This is a genomic window from Amycolatopsis sp. QT-25, from assembly GCF_029369745.1.
In the GTDB taxonomy this organism is placed as follows: domain Bacteria; phylum Actinomycetota; class Actinomycetes; order Mycobacteriales; family Pseudonocardiaceae; genus Amycolatopsis.
On record NZ_CP120210.1, the window covers coordinates 7,005,342 to 7,023,919 of the forward strand.

At 68.8% G+C, this 18,578-nt stretch carries 17 protein-coding genes and 2 pseudogenes; 13 read left to right on the forward strand and 6 right to left on the reverse strand.

The window, feature by feature from the left end:
• Positions 1-37: 37 nt before the first annotated feature.
• The gene (locus P3102_RS32795) at positions 38-637 is read left to right on the forward strand and encodes a TetR/AcrR family transcriptional regulator C-terminal domain-containing protein (protein ID WP_276364510.1); all 600 of its coding nucleotides are present in this window, start codon (positions 38-40) and stop codon (positions 635-637) included.
• On the opposite strand, the gene P3102_RS32800 is transcribed toward P3102_RS32795, so the two are convergent.
• Positions 634-1,068: a hypothetical protein gene (locus P3102_RS32800; RefSeq protein WP_276364512.1), complete on the reverse strand. Its 435-nt coding sequence runs from the start codon at positions 1,066-1,068 to the stop codon at positions 634-636. The two genes, P3102_RS32795 and P3102_RS32800, sit on opposite strands and share 4 nt — an antisense overlap.
• 177 nt (positions 1,069-1,245) lie before the next feature.
• Here P3102_RS32800 and P3102_RS32805 point away from each other — a divergent pair, with 177 nt between their 5' ends.
• The 4 genes and pseudogenes from P3102_RS32805 to P3102_RS32820 all read left to right on the forward strand — a co-directional run.
• On the forward strand, positions 1,246-2,967 hold the full coding sequence (locus P3102_RS32805) for a TIGR03767 family metallophosphoesterase (RefSeq protein WP_276364513.1): 1,722 nt from the start codon (positions 1,246-1,248) through the stop codon (positions 2,965-2,967).
• A 268-nt stretch (positions 2,968-3,235) separates the two neighbouring features.
• Entirely contained in the window at positions 3,236-4,501 is a 1,266-nt protein-coding gene (locus P3102_RS32810; RefSeq protein WP_276364514.1) for a C39 family peptidase, read from the forward strand.
• Between the two features lie 80 nt (positions 4,502-4,581).
• Positions 4,582-4,770 (forward strand): annotated as a pseudogene (locus P3102_RS32815) (alcohol dehydrogenase catalytic domain-containing protein); the annotation flags it as partial.
• Positions 4,771-4,780: 10 nt separating this feature from the next.
• A pseudogene (locus P3102_RS32820) lies at positions 4,781-5,389 on the forward strand (gamma-glutamylcyclotransferase family protein); the annotation flags it as partial.
• A 193-nt stretch (positions 5,390-5,582) separates the two neighbouring features.
• Here the strand turns inward: P3102_RS32820 and P3102_RS32825 are convergent.
• Positions 5,583-7,202: an FAD-binding oxidoreductase gene (locus tag P3102_RS32825; RefSeq protein ID WP_276364516.1), complete on the reverse strand. Its 1,620-nt coding sequence runs from the start codon at positions 7,200-7,202 to the stop codon at positions 5,583-5,585.
• A 97-nt stretch (positions 7,203-7,299) separates the two neighbouring features.
• Between P3102_RS32825 and P3102_RS32830 the strand changes: the two genes are divergently transcribed.
• From P3102_RS32830 to P3102_RS32860, 7 genes are all read left to right on the forward strand, one after another.
• Positions 7,300-7,863, forward strand: coding sequence for a TetR/AcrR family transcriptional regulator (locus tag P3102_RS32830; RefSeq protein WP_276364517.1), 564 nt, complete (start codon positions 7,300-7,302; stop codon positions 7,861-7,863).
• The gene (locus P3102_RS32835) at positions 7,860-9,440 is read left to right on the forward strand and encodes a glycerol-3-phosphate dehydrogenase/oxidase (RefSeq protein ID WP_276364519.1); all 1,581 of its coding nucleotides are present in this window, start codon (positions 7,860-7,862) and stop codon (positions 9,438-9,440) included. The genes P3102_RS32830 and P3102_RS32835 overlap by 4 nt, the downstream gene beginning before the upstream one ends.
• Before the next feature lie 81 nt (positions 9,441-9,521).
• A complete protein-coding gene (locus P3102_RS32840; RefSeq protein WP_276364520.1) occupies positions 9,522-9,791 on the forward strand; it encodes a helix-turn-helix transcriptional regulator in 270 nt (89 codons plus the stop codon).
• Positions 9,788-10,333 carry a hypothetical protein gene (locus P3102_RS32845; RefSeq protein ID WP_276364522.1) on the forward strand — a complete coding sequence of 182 codons (546 nt, stop codon included), beginning with the start codon at positions 9,788-9,790 and terminating at the stop codon, positions 10,331-10,333. The genes P3102_RS32840 and P3102_RS32845 overlap by 4 nt, the downstream gene beginning before the upstream one ends.
• Complete coding sequence (locus tag P3102_RS32850) at positions 10,330-10,560, forward strand: hypothetical protein (RefSeq protein WP_276364523.1); 231 nt, start codon at positions 10,330-10,332, stop codon at positions 10,558-10,560. The genes P3102_RS32845 and P3102_RS32850 overlap by 4 nt, the downstream gene beginning before the upstream one ends.
• Positions 10,557-11,483 (forward strand): ATP-binding cassette domain-containing protein, encoded by a 927-nt coding sequence (locus tag P3102_RS32855; protein ID WP_276364525.1) that lies wholly within the window; start codon positions 10,557-10,559, stop codon positions 11,481-11,483. The genes P3102_RS32850 and P3102_RS32855 overlap by 4 nt, the downstream gene beginning before the upstream one ends.
• Positions 11,480-12,670, forward strand: a complete 1,191-nt coding sequence (locus P3102_RS32860; protein ID WP_276364526.1) for an ABC transporter permease — start codon at positions 11,480-11,482, stop codon at positions 12,668-12,670. Before P3102_RS32855 ends, P3102_RS32860 begins: the two co-directional genes overlap by 4 nt.
• A gap of 54 nt (positions 12,671-12,724) precedes the next feature.
• Here the strand turns inward: P3102_RS32860 and P3102_RS32865 are convergent, their stop codons facing one another.
• The 4 genes from P3102_RS32865 to P3102_RS32880 form a co-directional block, all read right to left on the reverse strand.
• The gene (locus P3102_RS32865) at positions 12,725-14,074 is read right to left on the reverse strand and encodes a deoxyribodipyrimidine photo-lyase (protein ID WP_276364528.1); all 1,350 of its coding nucleotides are present in this window, start codon (positions 14,072-14,074) and stop codon (positions 12,725-12,727) included.
• Between the two features lie 114 nt (positions 14,075-14,188).
• Entirely contained in the window at positions 14,189-15,505 is a 1,317-nt protein-coding gene (locus P3102_RS32870; RefSeq protein WP_276364529.1) for a citrate synthase, read from the reverse strand.
• 193 nt (positions 15,506-15,698) lie between these two features.
• Positions 15,699-16,640, reverse strand: a complete 942-nt coding sequence (locus tag P3102_RS32875; protein WP_276364531.1) for a carbohydrate kinase — start codon at positions 16,638-16,640, stop codon at positions 15,699-15,701.
• Between the two features lie 48 nt (positions 16,641-16,688).
• Positions 16,689-17,276: a TetR/AcrR family transcriptional regulator gene (locus P3102_RS32880; RefSeq protein WP_276364533.1), complete on the reverse strand. Its 588-nt coding sequence runs from the start codon at positions 17,274-17,276 to the stop codon at positions 16,689-16,691.
• Positions 17,277-17,380: 104 nt separating this feature from the next.
• Here P3102_RS32880 and P3102_RS32885 point away from each other — a divergent pair, with 104 nt between their 5' ends.
• Positions 17,381-18,526, forward strand: a complete 1,146-nt coding sequence (locus P3102_RS32885) for an acyl-CoA dehydrogenase family protein (RefSeq protein WP_276364534.1) — start codon at positions 17,381-17,383, stop codon at positions 18,524-18,526.
• Positions 18,527-18,578: the final 52 nt, after the last annotated feature.

The window sequence follows — 18,578 nt, forward strand, 5'->3', positions numbered from 1 at the left end:
GTGATAGAGACAAATCTATCACTGATAGAGTCCACGGGTGGCCCGCAAAGGAACGCTCGATCCGGCCAAGATCACCGAAGCGGCCGTCGAGTTGCTCGACGAGGCCGGTCTCGCCGGGCTGAGTACCCGGCGCCTGGCGGCGAAGCTCGGCGTCAGTTCACCGACGTTGTACTGGCACGTGAAGGACAAGGCGCAACTGCTCGACCTCGTCGCCGAAGCGATCTGTGCCGACGCCTTCGAGATCGACCAGAACCTGCCGTGGCGCGAACAGCTCGCGAGCGGGCTCCGCCAGTTCCGCGCTTTGCTGCTGCGCCATCGGGACGCGACGGCGCTGCTGCGCGAGCGACCGCCGGCCGGGCCGCACCGGCTGGGTCACCTCGAGACGACCGCGCGGATCCTGCTGGAGGCGGGCTTCTCGGAGAAGGACGCCGCAGGCATCTCACGACTGCTCACCGCGCACGTCCTCGCCTCGATGGAAACCCTCCCCGCGCGGAAGCCGGACGAGGAGTTCTTCGAACGGCTCGCGGCCTACCCCCACGTGAACAGGCTCGGGCGGGCTTTCGCTCGCCAGACCGGCGAAGACGTCTTCGCGCTGGGCGTCGAGGTGATCCTGGACGGGCTCGAAGCCCGGCTCTAGTCGCCGGAAACGCCCCAGATCGCCAGCTCGACAGCGACGTCGTCCTCGTAGAGCAGCGCGCAGTTGGCGCTCCAGCGCGGGCGGCGTTCGAACGGCAGCCGTCCCGCCTTGTCGAGTTCGTCGAAGGCGGCGACGGACGGCTCCTCGGTACCGAAGGCGGCGAGGAGTTCGGCGTCGGTCAAGGGCCGGATGGTGCCGAAGTCGTCCTCGCCCGTGGCGCTGATGAACTCGTGGACGTCGAGCACGGAATGGGTCCCGGCCTCCTGGACGCTCTCCACCTCGTACAGCTCGTCGATCGAATCCGGGCGGCCGAGTTCGTCCCCTTCCCAGAGGTAGTCGCCCTCCTCGAAGACGCGCGCCTTCATCGCGTCCAGCGCCGCCCCCGGGTCGCCGTCGAACCGGCCGCGGACAGACCAAGCCGAAGCACCCACCGGGGCCACCTCCTCGTTTCGCCGAGCAGCCAGCGTAACCAGCCCGCTCGGCTCCCGGGGCATTCGGCCGAACGTGACAACTTTTCGCATTACCCTTTTCTGGCGTTCACCCCACGGCTAACGTCGTCCGGCATCGTCCTTCCGCGACGACCATCCGCGACGACTGGGGGCACCGCCATGTCCGACATCTCGAGGCGCACCTTCACCGCGGCCGGCGCCGCCGGCATCGGCCTGCTGCTGTGCACGCCGACCGCCAACGCGCTCGACCGGGCACTGGCGCGCACCTCGGCCCGCGCGGTGCGTACCGCGGGCACCACCCTCGAAGCCGCGGCGGCCCCGCTGAAAACCGGTCCGGACTACACCCGGCTGACCGCGGGCCCCGGCTGGCCGCTCGTGGTACGGGGCGACCTCGCCGCGCCCAAATCCGGCCGCGACGACCGGCGCCGGGCGATGGCCTCGTTCGCGCAGTTCACCGACCTGCACTTCACCGACGCCGAAAGCCCGGCGCGGTTCGAATACCTGCACCCGTTCGTCGGCTCGGCGCACCGGCCGCAGGAGACCCTGGGACCGGTGGCGACGACGGCGCTGGTGGAGCGGGTCAACACGCTGAAGGCGGGCCCGTTCACCGGACGGCCGATCGACTTCATGGTCACCACCGGCGACAACACCGACAACCACGAGCTGATCGAGCTCGAATGGTTCCTCAAGGTGCTCAACGGCGGCACGGTCAACCCGACCTCGGGCGACCCGAACACGCACGAAGGCGTCCAGACGTCGGGCTCCTCGCACTACTGGAATCCCGGCAAGCCGTTGGACGACGCGTACACGAAGAAGGGCTTCCCGCAGCTGCCCGGCCTGCTCGGCGCGGCCTCGAACATCTTCACCTCGCCCGGTCTCGACGTCCCGTGGTTCTGCACCTTCGGCAACCACGACGACAGCATCGTCGGTACCGTGCCGGACTTTCCGGGGATGGACGCCTGGTACACCGGCCGCTTCAAGGTGATCGGCAAGGACGAGACGACGTCGCGGAAACTCGCCAAGGCGATCGGCTCCGGCTCCGGCGTCCCGATCACGGAGCTGTTCGGCGGTTCCGGCACGATCCGCGAAATCACCCCGGACGAGCGGCGGCGGCCGTTCAGCACGGCGGAATTCGTGCGGCACCACCTCGATTCGGCCAACACCGGCCCCGGCCCGGTCGGCCACGGGTTCAGCGAGAACAACGCCGACGGGCGGAACGTGTACTACACCTTCCGCATCGCGCCGGGCGTCGTCGGCCTCAGCCTCGACACCACGACGATGGCCGGGCTGGCCAACGGGTCCATCGGGCTCGGGCAGTTCACCTGGGTGGAGAACACGCTCAAGCGCAACAGTTCGACGTACTACGACTTCTTCGGGCGCAAGGTCACGCAGAACGTGACGGACGAGTTGTTCCTCCTTTTCAGCCACCACACCAGCGACACCATGGGCAACGTGCTGCCGGACGCGCGCCACCCGCTGGAGCCGCGGCTCAACGGCGACACGTTCGTCTCGCTGCTGCACCGGTTCCCGAACGTGCTGGCGTGGGTCAACGGGCACACGCACCACAACAAGATCACCCCGCACGTCGGCAAGACCGCGAAGCAGAGCTTCTGGGAGATCAACACCGCTTCGCACATCGACTTCCCGCAGCACGCGCGGATCATCGAGGTCGCCGACAACGCCGACGGCACGCTTTCGCTGTTCACGACGCTGATCGAGGCGGAAGCCCCGTACGCGGCTCCCTACTCGGACACTTCGACGCAAGCGCTTGCGTCGCTGTACCGGGAGCTTTCGTACAACGACATCCACGCCTCGCTGTCCGCCGTCGGCACCGCCCGGGACCAGAACACCGAACTCCTCCTCCCGAACCCCCTCGCCTGAGTTCCGCCTTCCGGCACGCGAGTTACGCCCCCGATCACGCGAGATCGCCCTCCAGTCACGCGAGTTCCGCTTCCAGTCACGCGAGTCGTCCATCCACGCACGGCCGAACGACGCGATTCGCGTGACCGGGGACGTAACTCGCGTGACCGGGGGCGTAACTCGCGTGATCAGGGGCGTAACTCGCGTGCTTGAAGGCGAAACTTTACATACCTGGCGCGACCGGCGAAAATTCCTTCCCTACCGGGTGGACCCTAGGGATGGAGCCGGGATGCGCAGACGAGGGCTGGTCACGTTGCTGACGATCGCGACGATGACCGCGGTGACGGCACAGACGGCGGAAGCGGGTCCCGGCCGGCCGGACGACGAGTCGATCGACCATCACGAATGGTCCGGTCACCACGGGTTCCGGGACGGCAGGCTGGAAGGGCTCGATCTCGACCACGGCGCGCTGCGCATCGACCGCCCGATCGGCACCATCGAACACACCGAACCCGAACTCGGCACCACCAAGACCTACGAATACGGCCAGTGGACGTCGAGAAGTCACACGCAGGGCTTCGACGCCTCCCAGCTGGTCGCTTCCTGGAACGCGAAGACGCCGGCCAAGACCTGGCTCGAGGTCGAGGCGAAGGGCCGCACCGCCGCGGGCGCCGAGACCGCCTGGTACGTCATGGGCCGCTGGGCAGGCGGGGACGCCGACATCAAGCGCACCAGCGTCGACGGTCAGAGCGACGCCAACGCCGCCGTCGAAGTCGACACGCTGGTCATGAAGGCGGGCGTCGCGCTCCGCTCGTACCAGCTGCGGGTCAGCCTGTACCGCGAGGCCGGTTCCCGCGCCACGCCCTCGGTGACGTCGGTCGGCGCGATGACGTCGCTGGTCCCGGACCGGTTCGAGGTCGAGGCGACCGAACCGGGCCGCGCCGCCGGCATCGAGCTCAAGGTGCCCGCCTACGCGCAGAACATCCACAAAGGACAATTCCCGGAGTACGGCGGTGGCGGCGAGAACTGGTGCAGCCCCACGTCCACCGAAATGGTCGTCGAGTACTGGGGCAAACGGCCCAAGCGCGCGGACATGACATGGATCCCGGAGGGTTACGTCGATCCGACCGTCGCGTACGCCGCCCGCTACACGTTCGACTACGCCTACGACGGAACGGGCAACTGGCCGTTCAACACCGCGTACGCCGCTTCGCTCGGACTGCGTGGGCACATCACCCGTTTGCACTCCTTGACCGAACTCGAAAGCTACATCGCGCGCGGCATCCCGGTGATCACGTCGCAGTCGTTCAAGGCCGAGGAACTCGACGGCGCGGGCTACGGCACCGCCGGGCACATCATGGTCGTCGTCGGCTTCACGAAGGACGGTGACGTGATCGCGAACGACCCGGCGGCGAGCAGCAACGACCGCGTCCGGAACGTCTACAAACGACACCAGTTCGAGACGATCTGGCAGCGCACCAAGCGGTACAACACGAATGGCGGTGTTTCGAGCGGTCCTGGCGGGATCGCCTACCTCATCACTCCGGGGCACTGAACCGATACCGCACCCGAGCGGATGTCGCGATCCGAAGCGGTTTCATGGCAAGCTTCGGGGTCGACTACTCGGAGGTGGGCATGCCGTACGAGGTCCAAGGCGCCGTTTCCCGCGCCAAGGGTGAACCGGTCCCGCCGGGGTCCGTGAGGGCGTGCGGTGTCCGCCACCCCGGCCTGCGCTACCGCGAGGGCGGGCTCGCCGACGAGTCCCCGTTCCTGCTCGGCCACGAAGCCGCGGGCTCCGTGGAGGCCGTCGGCGACGGCGTCACGGTGTGGTGACGTGGTGAAGCTCTTCACCGACGCCGATTTCCCCGCCGACCCGTATCCGGGCGCGCGGCCGGGGCATTCGTTCGTCCACTTCGACGGCGCCGGGCACAGTCTCGACACCGCGCCGGAGGGCTGGCGCGAACGCCAGGCCGTGCTCGCCTACGGATCGAACGCGTGTCCGGCCAAGATCACCTGGCTGCGGGAGAACATGGGCCTGACGGGTCCGGTCGTCGTCTGCCACGCGCGCTGCACCGACCTGGCCGCGGTCTGGGCGTCCGGGCTGCGGTTCCGGGACGGGCAGCGGCCCGCGACGCTCGCTTCCGCACCGGGGGTCGTCGAGGAGCACTCCGTCTGGTTCGCGACGCCCGACCAGCTCGCCGTGCTCGATCGTTGCGAGGGCACCGGACAACGTTACGACCTGGTGCGGCTGACCGCGCCGGCCATCACCCTCGACGACGGCACCGTGCTCGACGACGTGGTGGCCTACGTCGGCGCCGCGGACATCCGCCTGCCGATCCTGGTGGACGGCAGGCACATCCGCGTCGCCGACCTCGAACAGCGCCGGGCCGCGGCGCTGGAGGGCATCCCCGCCGAAACGCACGGCCTGGACTGCACGCTGGTCGAGGCCGCGACGCTGGTCAGAGGAGCCGCCGGTGAACTCGCGTCCGCGATCGACGTCGGCAGGGCGAGACCTGATCGTCCGGCTCGCCAAGGTGCCGAAGGCGCCCTGCCACCGCGATAGCGGGGCCTTCGGCCGGGCGGGTCCACGCGTCGAGTCGCTTTCCGCGGAGGGGCTCTCGGCTCCGCCAACAGGCTCAGAGCAGCTTTCCGGGATTGAGGATCCCGGTCGGGTCGACGGCCTTCTTCGCCGCTCGCAGCACTTCGACACCGAGCGACCCGATTTCCGCCGCCAGATAGGGCGTGTGGTCGACGCCGACGGCGTGGTGGTGCGAAATGGTGCCGATCCCGGTGATCGCCTCGGACGCCGCCGCCTTCGCCCGCCGCCACTGACCGATCGGGTCGGTCTCGTCGCGTGCGGTGAGCACGGTGAAGTACAGCGACGCGCCCGTCTCGTAGGCGTGCGAGACGTGGCACATGATGATCGCCTTGCCGAGGGTCGCGGTGAGCGCGGCGCGGACGGCGTCACGCAGGTCACTCAATTCCGCCCAGTAGGCGGCGGTTTCCAGGGTTTCGACACAGACGCCGTTGTCCATCAACGCATCCCGCTGCCGAGGCCCGGAAAACCGGCCACGGCGCCAGGATTCGCCGAGGGCGGCGCCGATGCGGACGGCACCGGACGACGCCAGCACCCGGGTGGTCTCCTGGCGGCGCCGGGCGACTTCGCGTTTCGACGCGCCCTCCCAGCCGACGATCAGCAGGCAAGGCGCGTGGACTCCCCGCGCCTTGAGATACCGGCGCAGCGCCTTGGTCTTCAAGCTGTCGTTGAGGGCCAGCGAAACCTCGCTTTCCTCCACATCGGACAGCCGGGTGACGTCCGCGAGCACGTGCCGCTGGGCGAGTTCGCGGACCGCGGCGGCGCCGTTCTCCCAGCCGTCCAGGACGTAGCCCTCGTAGCGCCGCACTTCCGGCACCGGGCGGACGCGAAGGGTGACCTCGGTGATCACGCCGAGCGCGCCTTCGCTGCCGATGGCGAGGTGCCGCAGGTCGGGTCCGGCGGCCGAAGCCGGCGCGACGCCGAGCTTCCACTCGCCGCGGGGGGTCGCGAGCCGGACGCCCGTGACCATGTCCTCGAACCGGCCGTAACCCGACGAGGCCTGCCCGGCGGACCGGGTCGCGGCGAAGCCGCCGATGGTGGCGCGTTCGTAGGACTGGGGCACGTGCCCGAGGGTGAAGCCGTGCGCGGCGAGCAACCGATCGGCCTCCGGGCCGGTGACCCCCGCCCGCAGGACCGCGATCCGGGACACGGGATCCACGGACACCAGCTCATCGAGCCTGGTGAGGTCGAGCGCGATCACCGCGCTCTTGTCCCCGCGCAGCGCCGAAACCCCGCCGACCACCGACGTCCCGCCGCCGAACGGGACGACGCCGACGTCGTGCCGGGCACAGATTTCCAGTACCGACTGGACTTCGGCGGGATTCTCCGGCAGGACGACGGCGTCCGGCACCGGAAAATCACCGAAGCCCCGGCGCCGGATCAGGTCCAGATAGGACAGACCGCCGGCCCGCGCGAGCCGTTCCTCCGGGCCCACCAGGACGTGGTCGGCGCCGACGAGCTCTTCGAGGTCTCGTTTCGGCTGTTCGCCCAGCGCCGGATCGGGAACGGACAAGGCGGGAATCTCCGCGAACGGCGCCGCCGAGCCCAGCGGGCCGATACGCTGGACGAGCCACCGCAGGGCTTTCGCCGGAAGGTGGGCCGCGTCACCGGCTTCGGGCGTCCAGGATCGTCTTAACCGGTGGTCAATAAGCTCCGTCACGACTACAGTGTTACATATGCACGTAAAGCGTCACTCACCTGCGGAAACAGGCGTTTCGGCACTGGCGGACACCCGATCCCGTCAGGCCTCGACACGCGTGTCCGACGACGTTCTGCTCGACGCCGCGAAGAAGTGCGTGCTCGCCGTCGGCGTGCGGCGGACCACCCTCGCCGAGATCGCGCGGACCGCGAAGGTCAGCCGGATGACCGTGTACCGCCGGTTCCCGGACGTGCGCAGTGTGCTCGCGACGCTCATGACCCGCGAGTTCGGCGGACTGCTGCAGGGTGCCGCCGAACCGGGCGTCGAACCGGCCAACTCCCGCGAGAAGCTCGTGCAGAGTTCGTCGGCCGCCGTCGCCGCGCTGTCGGGTGATCCGCTGTTCCGCACACTGCTGGACCTCGACCCCGAACTGGTGCTGCCCTACATCGTCGAGCGGCTCGGGAAGACCCAGCGCTTCGCCGAGGGCGTCATCCTGCACCTGCTGCGCTCCGGCCACGAAGACGGCTCCATCCGCAAGGGTGACCTGCCTTCCCAGGCCCGTACCCTGTTGCTGCTCATCCAATCCTTCGCGTTCTCCTACCGCCCCGCCACGTCGGACGTGGACGAGAAGAAGCTGTTGACGGAGTTCGCCCACGTGCTCGACGCGGCGTTGCGGCCGTGACGCCCGGCTCGCTCAACGCACTCCGGCGCGAACGGGAGCTCACGGCGCTGGCCGGCGGTGAGCGGGTCGACCTGGTGGTGGTCGGCGGGGGTGTCACCGGCGCCGGGATCGCGCTCGACGCGGCCGCGCGCGGGCTCTCGGTGGCCCTCGTCGAGGCGTACGACCTGGCGTACGGGACGTCGCGCTGGTCCAGCAAACTGGTCCACGGCGGCCTCCGGTACCTGGCCAAGGGCGACCTGGCGCTGGCGCACGAAAGCGCCGTCGAGCGCGGGATTCTGCTGACCCGTACCGCCCCGCACCTCACCAGGGCGATCCCGCAGTTGTTCCCCCTGTACCGCAAGACCTCCCGTGGCCAGCAGGCGTTCATCATGACGGGCCTGGTCGCCGGTGACGGCCTCCGCCGGGCCGCCGGGACACCGGCGTCGGTACTGCCGCGGCCGAGGTCGATCCCGGCCGCGGAGGCGCTGGCGCTCGCGCCCGGCCTGACGCCGCGAGGCCTGCGCGGCGCGTTGCTGGCCTACGACGGAGCGCTGACCGACGACGCGCGGCTCGTGGTGAGCCTGGCTCGCACGGCGGCGTCACGCGGCGCGAAGATCCTGACGAAGGTGGAGGCGCTTCGGCTCGACGCGGAATCCGTACTGGCCCGGGACCGGCTCACCGGGCAGGAGATCGAGATCCGCGCCCGTCAGGTGATCAACGCGACGGGCGTCTGGGCGGGCGAACTGACGGAGTCGGTGCGGCTGCGGCCGTCTCGCGGCTCGCACCTCATCCTGGCCTCGGGAGCGGCGCGGATCGGCGCGACGTCGGTCAACGTACCCGTCCCCGGGGAGAACAACCGGTTCGTCTTCCTGCTGCCGCAGCCCGATGGCCGCGTGTTCGTCGGGGTCACCGACGAACCGATCGACGGCGCCGTCCCGCGAGTGCCGTCCGTACCGGAGTCCGATGTGGACTTCCTGCTCGAAGTGGCGTCCACCGCGTTCACCCGGCCACTGACCCGCGCCGACGTCGCGGGCTCCTACGCCGGGCTGCGGCCGCTGATCGAAGGCCGTGGTGGTCTCGGCTCGAAGCCCTCTTCCCCGCTGAGAGCCCACCGGAGGAGCGCGGATCTCTCGCGCAAGCACGCGGTGGTGACCGGCGCGGACGGCGTGCTCACCGTCGTCGGCGGCAAGCTGACGACGTACCGGAAGATGGCCGAGGACGCCGTCGACGCCGCGCTGAAGCGGTCCGGTCTGCTCGCCGGGCCGTCGACCACTTCACGGCTTCCGCTGCTCGGCGCGACACCACGGGACCGCCTGTCCACTGTGGACGCACCTGCCCGGCTGGTCGCGAAGTACGGCACCGAAGCGCCTCGAGTCGCTGCCCTCGGCGAGGTCGACCCGGAACTGGGGCTCCCCCTGTTCGAGGGCACCGAGATCAGCGCGGCGGAGGTCGTCTGGGCCGTGCGGCACGAAGGCGCGCTCGACGTCGAGGACGTGCTGGAGCGCCGCACCCGGCTCGGCCTGGTCGCCCCCGAAGCGGAGGCCGCCCGCGCCCGCGTCCGGGAACTCGTCGACAAATCGCTCACCGGCCTGTCCTGACCCCTCGCAATTAGTCACCTACTTGCAGTGAGGTGCTGTCTCGGCTTGACGAGTCGTTGGGTTTTTGCAACAGTATGTTCCATGAGCCCGGTCAGACGCGGCCAAGAGCTGCCGATCTACAACCGGCTGCCCGTGCTCCGGGCGGAGCGCGGACTGAGCAGGGCCGCCCTCGCGGCGGCCGTCGAGGTCAATCCGCAGACCATCGGCGCGCTCGAGCGGGGCGACCATTACCCGAGCCTGGACCTGGCGTTTCGGCTCTGCGCGGTGTTCGACCTCCCGGTCGAGGCCGTGTTCAGCCGCGAACCGTTCACGCCACTGTCCACTCAGGTCTACCGGGAGGGGGGAGCATGAGTGAGAAGCGCGGCCGTCTCGCGGCGTACTGGGAACGCCGACAGGAACGGCTGGACGAGATCGAACGCAAGCGGGCGCTGAGGCTGCCGACCTGGCGCACGCGGAAACGGCGGCGGACGTTGAGCGTGCTGGTGCTCCTCGGCGATCTGGTCCTGATCGCCGGTGCCGCCTTCTTCCGGACAGGGCACGAGCCGGTCTTCTTCCTTGGCTGGTTCGGCGGTTGTGTTCTCGCCGGCGGCGCGCACTACCTGCTGCGGATCCTCACCGGCAAGATGAGCGGCGGGTTCTCGCTCCGGCTCGACGAACGCGAGCGGGAATGGCGCCATCGCGCCACCTTCATCGGCTATCAGGTCCTGGTCGCGCTGATGATGATCGCGGTGCTCTACAGCCTGATCGTCGCCGACACCGAGGACGGCGGCGCGCGCGGCGCGATGATGGCCTGCGCGCTGCTGGTCACCGGCACCACGCTGGCAGGCGTGCTCCTGGGCTGGTCGCTGCCGGACGACGATCCGGAAGACTTCGAGGGGGTGACTCCGGCATGACCGGGGACAAGAGGCGGTACAAGGTGTCCATCGGCGTGGTCGCCGTCGTGCTGGTGGCGGGCGGGGTCCTCGCCGGCGCGGGCCGGGCGGTCCTGGTGCACCGGGCCACCTCGGTGATGAGCCACGTCGAACTGGACGGGCTGCTCCAGCGGAACCGCACGATTTCCGGCGTCCACCGGGGGTTCACGGCGCTGGTGCGGTATTTCGAGGAGGGGAAGTGGAAATGAGCGAGGGGAAACTGGAGATCGACCGGATCTCCAAGAAGTACGGCGCGAAGGTCGCGCTGGACGAGGTGAGCTTCGAGGTCCAGCCCGGTGAGCTGTTCGGGTTCGTCGGCAGCAACGGCGCGGGCAAGACCACCACGATGCGGATCGTCCTCGGGGTACTGTCGGCCGACTCCGGGCAGGTGCGCCTCGGTGGCGCCCCGATCACCCACGAGACCCGCACTCATATCGGCTACATGCCGGAGGAACGCGGGCTGTACCCGAAGATGAAGGTGCTGGAGCAGCTGGTCTACCTCGCCGAACTGCACGGGATGTCGGCCAACGACGCCCATCGCAGCGCCGAGAACTGGATCGCCAGGCTCGGGCTGACCGAACGGCGCAAGGACGAGGTCCAGAAGCTGAGCCTCGGCAATCAGCAGCGCGTGCAGCTCGCGGCCGCGCTGGTGCACGATCCGCGGGTGCTGGTGCTGGACGAGCCGTTCTCCGGCCTCGACCCGCTGGCCGTGGACGTGATGAGCGGCGTGCTGCGCGAGAAGGCCGCGACCGGGGTGCCGGTGGTCTTCTCCAGCCATCAGCTGGATCTGGTCGAGCGGCTGTGCGACCTGGTCGGCATCATCCGAAGTGGACGGATGGTCGCCTCCGGCACCGTCGGGGAGCTGACCGCGGACGCGGGCAACGGGCTCGTCGTCACCGCGCCGAACGCCGCGCCCGGCTGGGCCTCGGCCGTTCCCGGTGTCCGCTCGGTCGAGCAGAACGGCCCGACGGCGATCCTCGAACTCGAAGCGGGCGCCGACGACCAGGCCGTGCTCGCCGCGGCACTGGCCACCGGCCCGGTCACCGAGTTCACCAAACGCAGGCGTTCGCTGACCGAACTCTTCCGCGACGCCGTCGCCGAGAAGCCGGCGGCACAAGGAGTTTCCGCATGAACACCGTATCTTCGTGGCGCGCGGTCCGGCTCATCGCCAAACGCGAGCTGAACACCCGGCTGCGCACCCGCTCCTTCGTGATCGGCACCGCCGTGCTGCTGGTCATCCTGATGGGGTACGTGCTGCTGCAGTCCACGCTGATCGGCGACGAGGACAAGAGCAAGGTCGGGCTGTTCGGCCAGACCGCCGGAATCGCGCAGCAGCTCCAGACGGCGGGCGCGGCACTCGACGAGAAGATCGAGACCGTCACGGTCGCCGACCCCGCGCAGGGCCGGGCGCAGGTCGAAAACGGCGATCTCGACGCGCTGCTGTCCGGCAACGCCACCGAGCTGAAGGTGCTCGTCAAGTCCGATTTGGACACCAAGTTGCGTGCCCTGCTGAACGGTGTTTCCCAGCAGGAGGTACTGAACGGCATCCTTTCCGAATCCCAGGAGTCCCCTGAACAGGTGATGCGCACGGTCCACCAGACGCAGGTCGAGGTCGACTCGATCAAACCGCCGGATCCCGAGAAGTCGCAGCGGATGGTGATCGGGCTGATCGTGGCGGTGCTGCTGTACATGAGCATCGTGACCTACGGGACGTTGGTCGCCCAGGGCGTGGTCGAGGAGAAGTCCAGCCGGGTCGTGGAGATCCTGTTGTCCACCGTCCGGCCGTGGCATCTGTTGCTGGGCAAGGTGATCGGGCTCGGCCTGGTCGGGCTGACCCAGTTGGTGATCATCGGCGGCGCCGGGTTGATCGTCGCTTCGGCGACCAACGTGCTGACCCTGTCCGGGGTCGCGACGGGCGCGCTGCTGTGGGGTGTGGTGTGGTACCTGCTCGGCTTCCTGTTGTACGCCACCGTCTACGGCGCGATGGGCTCGCTGGTCTCGCGGCAGGAGGACACGCAGTCGGTGATCGGCCCGGTCAACATCGTGCTCATCCTCGGCTTCGTCGTCGGGTTCAACCTGCTGACGCAGGCGCCGGACGGCACGGGTACGAAGGTTCTTTCCTTGGTGCCGCTGCTCTCCCCGGTGCTGATGCCCGCCCGGATCGCGGCCGGGACCGTGGAGGTGTGGGAGATCGCGTTGTCACTCGGCCTGACGGTGGCCGCCATCGCCCTGTTCACCTGGCTGGGCGCGCGGATCTACCAGAACAGCGTCCTGCGGGTCGGCAGCCGGATCAAGCTGACCGAGGCCCTTCGCGGCTGACCCACAAGTACGTGAAGGCCCCCTTCCTTGCGCCTGGGTACAGGAAGGGGACCTTCACGTACCTTTGATGGCGTTGTAGCGCTCCAGGGCGACCTGACGCTCGTGGGCGTGGTCGACCATCGGCGCGGGGTAGTCGGGCACGTCGGTGGGTTTGTGCACGGCTTTGCCTTGCACGGAACGGAGTTCGGGGACGTAGCGGCGGATGTAGACGCCGGCGGGGTCGAACTTCTCCCCCTGCGTGGTCGGGTTGAAGATCCGGAAGTACGGCGCGGCGTCGGTGCCGCTGCCCGCCACCCACTGCCAGTTCAGCTGATTCGACGCGAGATCACCGTCGACCAGGTGCTTCATGAAATGCCGGGCGCCGAGCCACCACGGCAGATGCAGGTCCTTGACCAGGAAACTCGCCACGATCATCCGGACGCGGTTGTGCATCCAGCCCTCGGCGAGCAGCTGTCGCATGCCGGCGTCGACGATCGGGAAGCCGGTGCGGCCTTCGCACCACCGCTGGAAGGCCTCGTCGTCGCTCTCGTATTTCATCGCGTCGAAGCGGGGATCGTAGTTCTTCCGCGCGGTTTCGGGGCGGTGCCACAGGACGTCGGCGTGGAACTCACGCCAGGCGAACTCGCCTCGCAACACCTTCGCGCCGGATCCCTCGTTCCCGTCGAGATCGGCCAGCAAGGTGCGCGGATGGACGCAACCCCAATGCAGATACGGCGAAAGCCTCGTCGTACCGGGACGATCCGGCCGGTTGCGATCCTCGTCGTAGGTCTCGACGCCGTCGTCGAGGAAATCGTGCCAGCGCTCCAGTGCCGCCTTCTCGCCGGGCTCCGGCAACTCCATCCCGTCGAGCGAAGGGGACTTCGGGAATTCGATCGAACGTGGCGGCTCCACCCAGTCCACAAGGGACCTTCCCGTGTCCGCGGGCCGCGGCCAAGCGTGGCGTGCCCACGCCCGGTAGAAAGGGGTGAACACGCGATAGGGCTCGCCGTCGGGTTTGGTGATGCGGCCCGGCGTGATCGCGTACGGGGAACCCGTCTCGACCCAGGCGATGTCGTGCTCCGCCAACGCCTTCTTGACCTCGTCGTCGCGACGGCGGCCGTACGGGCCGGTGTCCGCGCTGACGTGCACCGCGGCGGCGCCGATCTCGCGCGCGGCCCTGACGACCTCCTTGGCGGGGTCGCCCTTGACGAGCATCAGCCGTCCGCCGAGCTGATCGTCCAGCGCCTTCAGGCAGCCGTGCAGGAACGCGACGCGCGGGGCGCCGGACGGGCGGAGGAGCGCGTCGTCGAGGACGTACAGCGCGAGGACGTGCTTGCTGTGTTTCGAGGCTTCCAGCAGGGCGGCGTGGTCGCCGAGGCGAAGGTCGCGGCGGAACCACAGCACTACGGGGGCTTCTCTGGTCACTCCGGCAACCCTAAGCGCGCTTCGCGGACCTCGCACGCCCGGACGCCATGAAAGGTCCTTTCCTTGCAAAATTTGCAAGGAAAGGACCTTTCATGGCACTTGAGAGAGCCGGGATCAGCGCTCCGCGATGGGCGCGTAGTCCCGCGACGCGTAGCCGGTGTAGATCTGCCGCGGGCGGCCGATCTTCGTGGCCGGGTCCTGGATCATTTCGCGCCAGTGCGCGATCCAGCCCGGCAGACGACCGAGCGCGAACAGCACGGTGAAGTACTTCGTCGGGAAGCCGAGCGCCCGGTAGATCAGGCCGGTGTAGAAGTCGACGTTCGGGTACAGCTTCCGCTCGATGAAGTAGTCGTCCGAGAGCGCGGTCTCTTCCAGCTTCTTCGCGATGTCGAGCAGCTGGTCGCCGCCCTTGAGCTTGGCGAGGATCTCGTCCGCGGTGTTCTTGATGATCTTCGCGCGCGGGTCGTAGTTCTTGTAGACCCGGTGCCCGAAGCCCATCAGGCGGACACCCTTTTCCTTGTTCTTCACGCGGGTGACGAAGTTCGCGACGTCGCCGCCCTCGGCCTGGATGCCCTCGAGCATGTCCAGCACCGCGCTGTTGGCGCCACCGTGCAGCGGGCCGAAGAGCGCGTTGATACCGGCCGAAATCGAGGCGAAGAGGTTCGCCTCGGAGGAGCCGACGAGGCGCACGGTCGAGGTCGAGCAGTTCTGCTCGTGGTCGGCGTGCAGGATGAACAGCAGGTCGAGCGCCTTGGCGACGTCCGGGTCGACCTCGTAGGGCTCGGCCGGGAAGCCGAAGGTCATCCGCAGGAAGTTCTCGACCAGACCGAGCGAGTTGTCCGGGTACAGCAGCGGCTGGCCGACGGACTTCTTGTACGCGTACGCGGCCAGGGTCGGGACCTTGGCCAGCAGGCGGATGGTGGACAGCTCCACGTTCGGTTCGTCGAACGGGTTGAGCGAGTCCTGGTAGAAGGTCGACAGCGCGGATACGGCGCTGGAGAGCACCGGCATCGGGTGCGCGTCGCGCGGGAAGCCGCTGAAGAAGGCCTTGAGGTCTTCGTGCAGCAGCGTGTGACGCTGGATCTTCTCGGTGAACTCGGACAGCTGCGTCCGGGTCGGCAGCTCGCCGTAGATCAGCAGGTACGAGACCTCGATGAAGGTCGACTTCTCGGCCAGCTGTTCGATCGGGTACCCGCGATACCGCAGGATGCCGGCGTCACCGTCGATGTAGGTGATGGCCGACGAAGCGGCACCGGTGTTCACGAACCCCGGGTCGTGGGTGATGTACCCGGTCGTCGCCAGCAGCTTCCCCAGCTCGATCCCAGGCGCGCCCTCGACCGGGTGGATCACCTTGAACTCGTGCTCGCCATCGGGCAGGCGGAGCGTCGCGGTTTCGCCGGACTGACCCGCAGCCGTCGTCGCGTCGGACATGTAAGTCCCTCTCACGTTCAGCACGGGCCGGCGGCGCCTGTAGGTCCCACAGGCACGCCCTCACTTCACGCGCGTGACCCACGGCCTCGCTGCACACCGCCCCGCTGGGGTATGAATTCCCCTCCACGCTAGTCGAGAATGGGGTCAACGCGCAGCGGGTGAGTTGCTCACAACAGCCCCTTTGGGACCAGGTTCACACGGTGGCCGCCATCTCCCCGGCCGTCGGCGGTTCCGCCCCGCTCCGCGTGACGGTGATCGACGCCGCTTTCGCCGCGAATTCGAGCGCCGAACGCCAGCCGTCGGCGTCGAGTGTGGACACGTCACGCACCCCGTTCGAGTACAGCCACGCCAGCAGGGCGCCCTGCACGGTGTCACCGGCACCGATCGTGTCGACGACGTCGACCCGCCGCGACGGGACCCGCGCGATTTCGCCCGCTCGTGTGATGACGGACAGCCCGTGCGCGCCGCGGGTGAGCACGACGGCATCGACCCCGCAAGAGGTCCAGACCTTTGCCGCGTCGACCGGATCGGCGCCCTCGGCGAGCCATTCCGTGTCGTCGTCGGAGATCTTGAGCAGGCGGACATCCGGCAGCCAGGACCGGAACCTCGCCCGGTACGCCGCCGGATCGGTGATCAGCGCCGCCCGGATGTTCGGGTCGAGGACGGTCAGCACACCCCGGGCGGACGCGCGGCGCAACACGGTTTCGTAGGTGCTCGCCCCCGGCTCCAGGACCATCCCGAGGGTGCCGAGCGAGAGCGCCGTCACATTCGCCGGCAGCGGGCCGGGGTCGCCGACGAGCCTGTCCGCGGTGCCCTCGGTGTAGAAGGTGTACTGCGCGGAACCCTGTTCGCCGAGCGCGACCACGGCGAGCGTCGTCGGCTCGTTTCCCCGTTGCAGCAAGGCGGTGTCGACACCGGAGGCGTGCAGCCGGTCCACCAGCGCGACCCCGAACCGGTCGTTCGAGACCCGCGACAAGAACCCCGTCGGGACGCCGAGCCGCCCGGCGGCGAGCGCGACGTTGTACGGACCACCCCCCATCCGGGGCAGCAGCGCGCGCAACCCACCGTCCACAGTGGAATCCAACGGTGCACCGGGAACGAGGTCGACCAGCGCCTCTCCACCTACGACGATCACGGGCGCGATGCTAGCCGAGGCGGCGGCAAGACCACCAGAATTGTCAGTTCAGGACATTTTGGGTTCGAGGCCGCCGAGGAGAAGGACTTCCGACAACGCGGTGAACGCCTCGGCATCGGTCACGCCGGTGCGCTGACCGACGACGCCGGTCTGGATCCCCTCGATGATCAATCCCGCCATTTCCGCGATCAGCCGCGCGTGCACCTCACGGAAAACGCCGTCGGTGACGCCGCGATCGATGAACGACCGGATCCGCCGGGCCGCGGCGCGGCTGTTGAGCTGATACGCGTCCCGCGCCGGCGCGAATTCGGCGATGTCGGTCATGAAAGCGGCCGAGGCGCGATTCAGGTATTCGGAGATCCCGGCGAGGTATTCCCCGAGGATCTTGCGGGCGTCGTCGATCCCGTCGATCCGCTCTTCCAGCAGCTCGGCGGCACCCTTGAAAAAGTGGGTGACGACCTTGACCGCGAGCTGCTCCTTACTGGGGGCGAGCGCGTACAGGGTCGACTTCGAGCAGCGGAGCCTCGCCGCGAGGTCGTCCAGCGTGAACTGGGAGAACCCCTCGGCGAGAAAGAGTTCTTCAAGCTCCGAGAGCAGCGCTCTCTGACGCGCGGTGGGCTGGCGGCGCGGGGTCATCGGCTCACTATCCCTTACCCGGATGGTGGGTCCCCAGACAGTTCGTACTGTACTCTCGACGAGCCCACAGTACTGTTTCGAGTACAGCTCAGCTCGGAGGAGCCATGCCGGCGGACCGTCTTCTGCCCAGCACCGAGGCCCAGGACCTGATCGGCCTGGCCAGGGAGATCGCGCGCGAGGAACTCGCCCCGATCGCGAGCAAGTACGAAGAGACCGCGCACTTCCCGCGCGAGCAGTTCCGCCTGCTCGGGCAGGCCGGGTTGCTCGGGTTGCCGTACGCGGAACGCTGGGGCGGCGGCGACCTGCCGTACGAGGTCTACCTGCAGGTCCTGGAAGAGATCGCGGCCGCGTGGATGTCGGTCGGAGTCGGGCTCTCCGTGCACACGATGTCCTGCTTCGCGCTCGCGCACCACGGCACCGACGAGCAGCGTGACCGCTGGCTGCCCGCGATGCTGGAAGGCGGCCTGCTGGGCGCGTACGCGCTCTCGGAGTCCCACGCCGGCTCCGACGCGGCCGCCCTTTCGACCCGCGCACGGCTCGACGGCGACCAGTACGTCGTGAACGGCACGAAGGCATGGATCACCCACGCGGGCGAGGCCGATTTCTACACGACCATGGTGCGCACCAGCGACGACGGCGGGCAGGGCATCACCTGCCTGCTCGTCGACGCGGCGACGCCGGGCCTCTCGGCCGCGCCGCCCGAGCGGAAAATGGGCCTCACCGGCTCGACCACCGCGCAACTGATGTTCGAGGACGCCGCCGTCGACGCCGAACGGCGGATCGGCGAAGAGGGCGAAGGCCTGAAGATCGCGCTGTCCTCGCTCAGTTCCGGACGGCTCGGCATCGCCGCTTGCGCCGTCGGGCTCGCGCAGGCCGCGCTGGACGAGGCCCTCGAGTACGCGAAGGGCCGCACGCAGTTCGGGCGGCCGATCATCGAATTCCAGGGCCTGGAGTTCCTGCTCGCCGACATGGCCGCGACCGTCGAGACCTCGCGCGCCATGTACCTCGACGCCGCCCGCCGCCGCGACCGCGGGCTGCCGTTCCAGCGGCAGGCCTCCATCGCGAAACTCGTCGCGACCGACGGCGCGATGAAGGTGACCACCGACGCCGTCCAGGTGCTCGGCGGCGCCGGATACACGAAGGACTTCCCCGTGGAACGGTACATGCGGGAGGCGAAGGTGCCGCAGATCTTCGAGGGCACGAACCAGATCCAGCGCATGGTCATCGCGCGGGAACTCCGGAAAGCCTGACTTTCCGCGCCGGTACGATCACCAGTGGTCATCAGGAGCAGTGAGACGCTGC

Excerpts from the sequence above, each read along its gene's own strand:
- P3102_RS32805 (WP_276364513.1), top strand. The coding sequence starts at position 1,246 with ATGTCCGACATCTCGAGGCGCACCTTCACCGCGGCCGGCGCCGCCGGC.
- P3102_RS32810 (WP_276364514.1), top strand. The coding sequence starts at position 3,236 with ATGCGCAGACGAGGGCTGGTCACGTTGCTGACGATCGCGACGATGACC.
- P3102_RS32840 (WP_276364520.1), top strand. The coding sequence starts at position 9,522 with ATGAGCCCGGTCAGACGCGGCCAAGAGCTGCCGATCTACAACCGGCTG.
- P3102_RS32845 (WP_276364522.1), top strand. The coding sequence starts at position 9,788 with ATGAGTGAGAAGCGCGGCCGTCTCGCGGCGTACTGGGAACGCCGACAG.
- P3102_RS32850 (WP_276364523.1), top strand. The coding sequence starts at position 10,330 with ATGACCGGGGACAAGAGGCGGTACAAGGTGTCCATCGGCGTGGTCGCC.
- P3102_RS32855 (WP_276364525.1), top strand. The coding sequence starts at position 10,557 with ATGAGCGAGGGGAAACTGGAGATCGACCGGATCTCCAAGAAGTACGGC.
- P3102_RS32860 (WP_276364526.1), top strand. The coding sequence starts at position 11,480 with ATGAACACCGTATCTTCGTGGCGCGCGGTCCGGCTCATCGCCAAACGC.
- P3102_RS32870 (WP_276364529.1), bottom strand. The coding sequence starts at position 15,505 with ATGTCCGACGCGACGACGGCTGCGGGTCAGTCCGGCGAAACCGCGACG.
- P3102_RS32880 (WP_276364533.1), bottom strand. The coding sequence starts at position 17,276 with ATGACCCCGCGCCGCCAGCCCACCGCGCGTCAGAGAGCGCTGCTCTCG.
- P3102_RS32885 (WP_276364534.1), top strand. The coding sequence starts at position 17,381 with ATGCCGGCGGACCGTCTTCTGCCCAGCACCGAGGCCCAGGACCTGATC.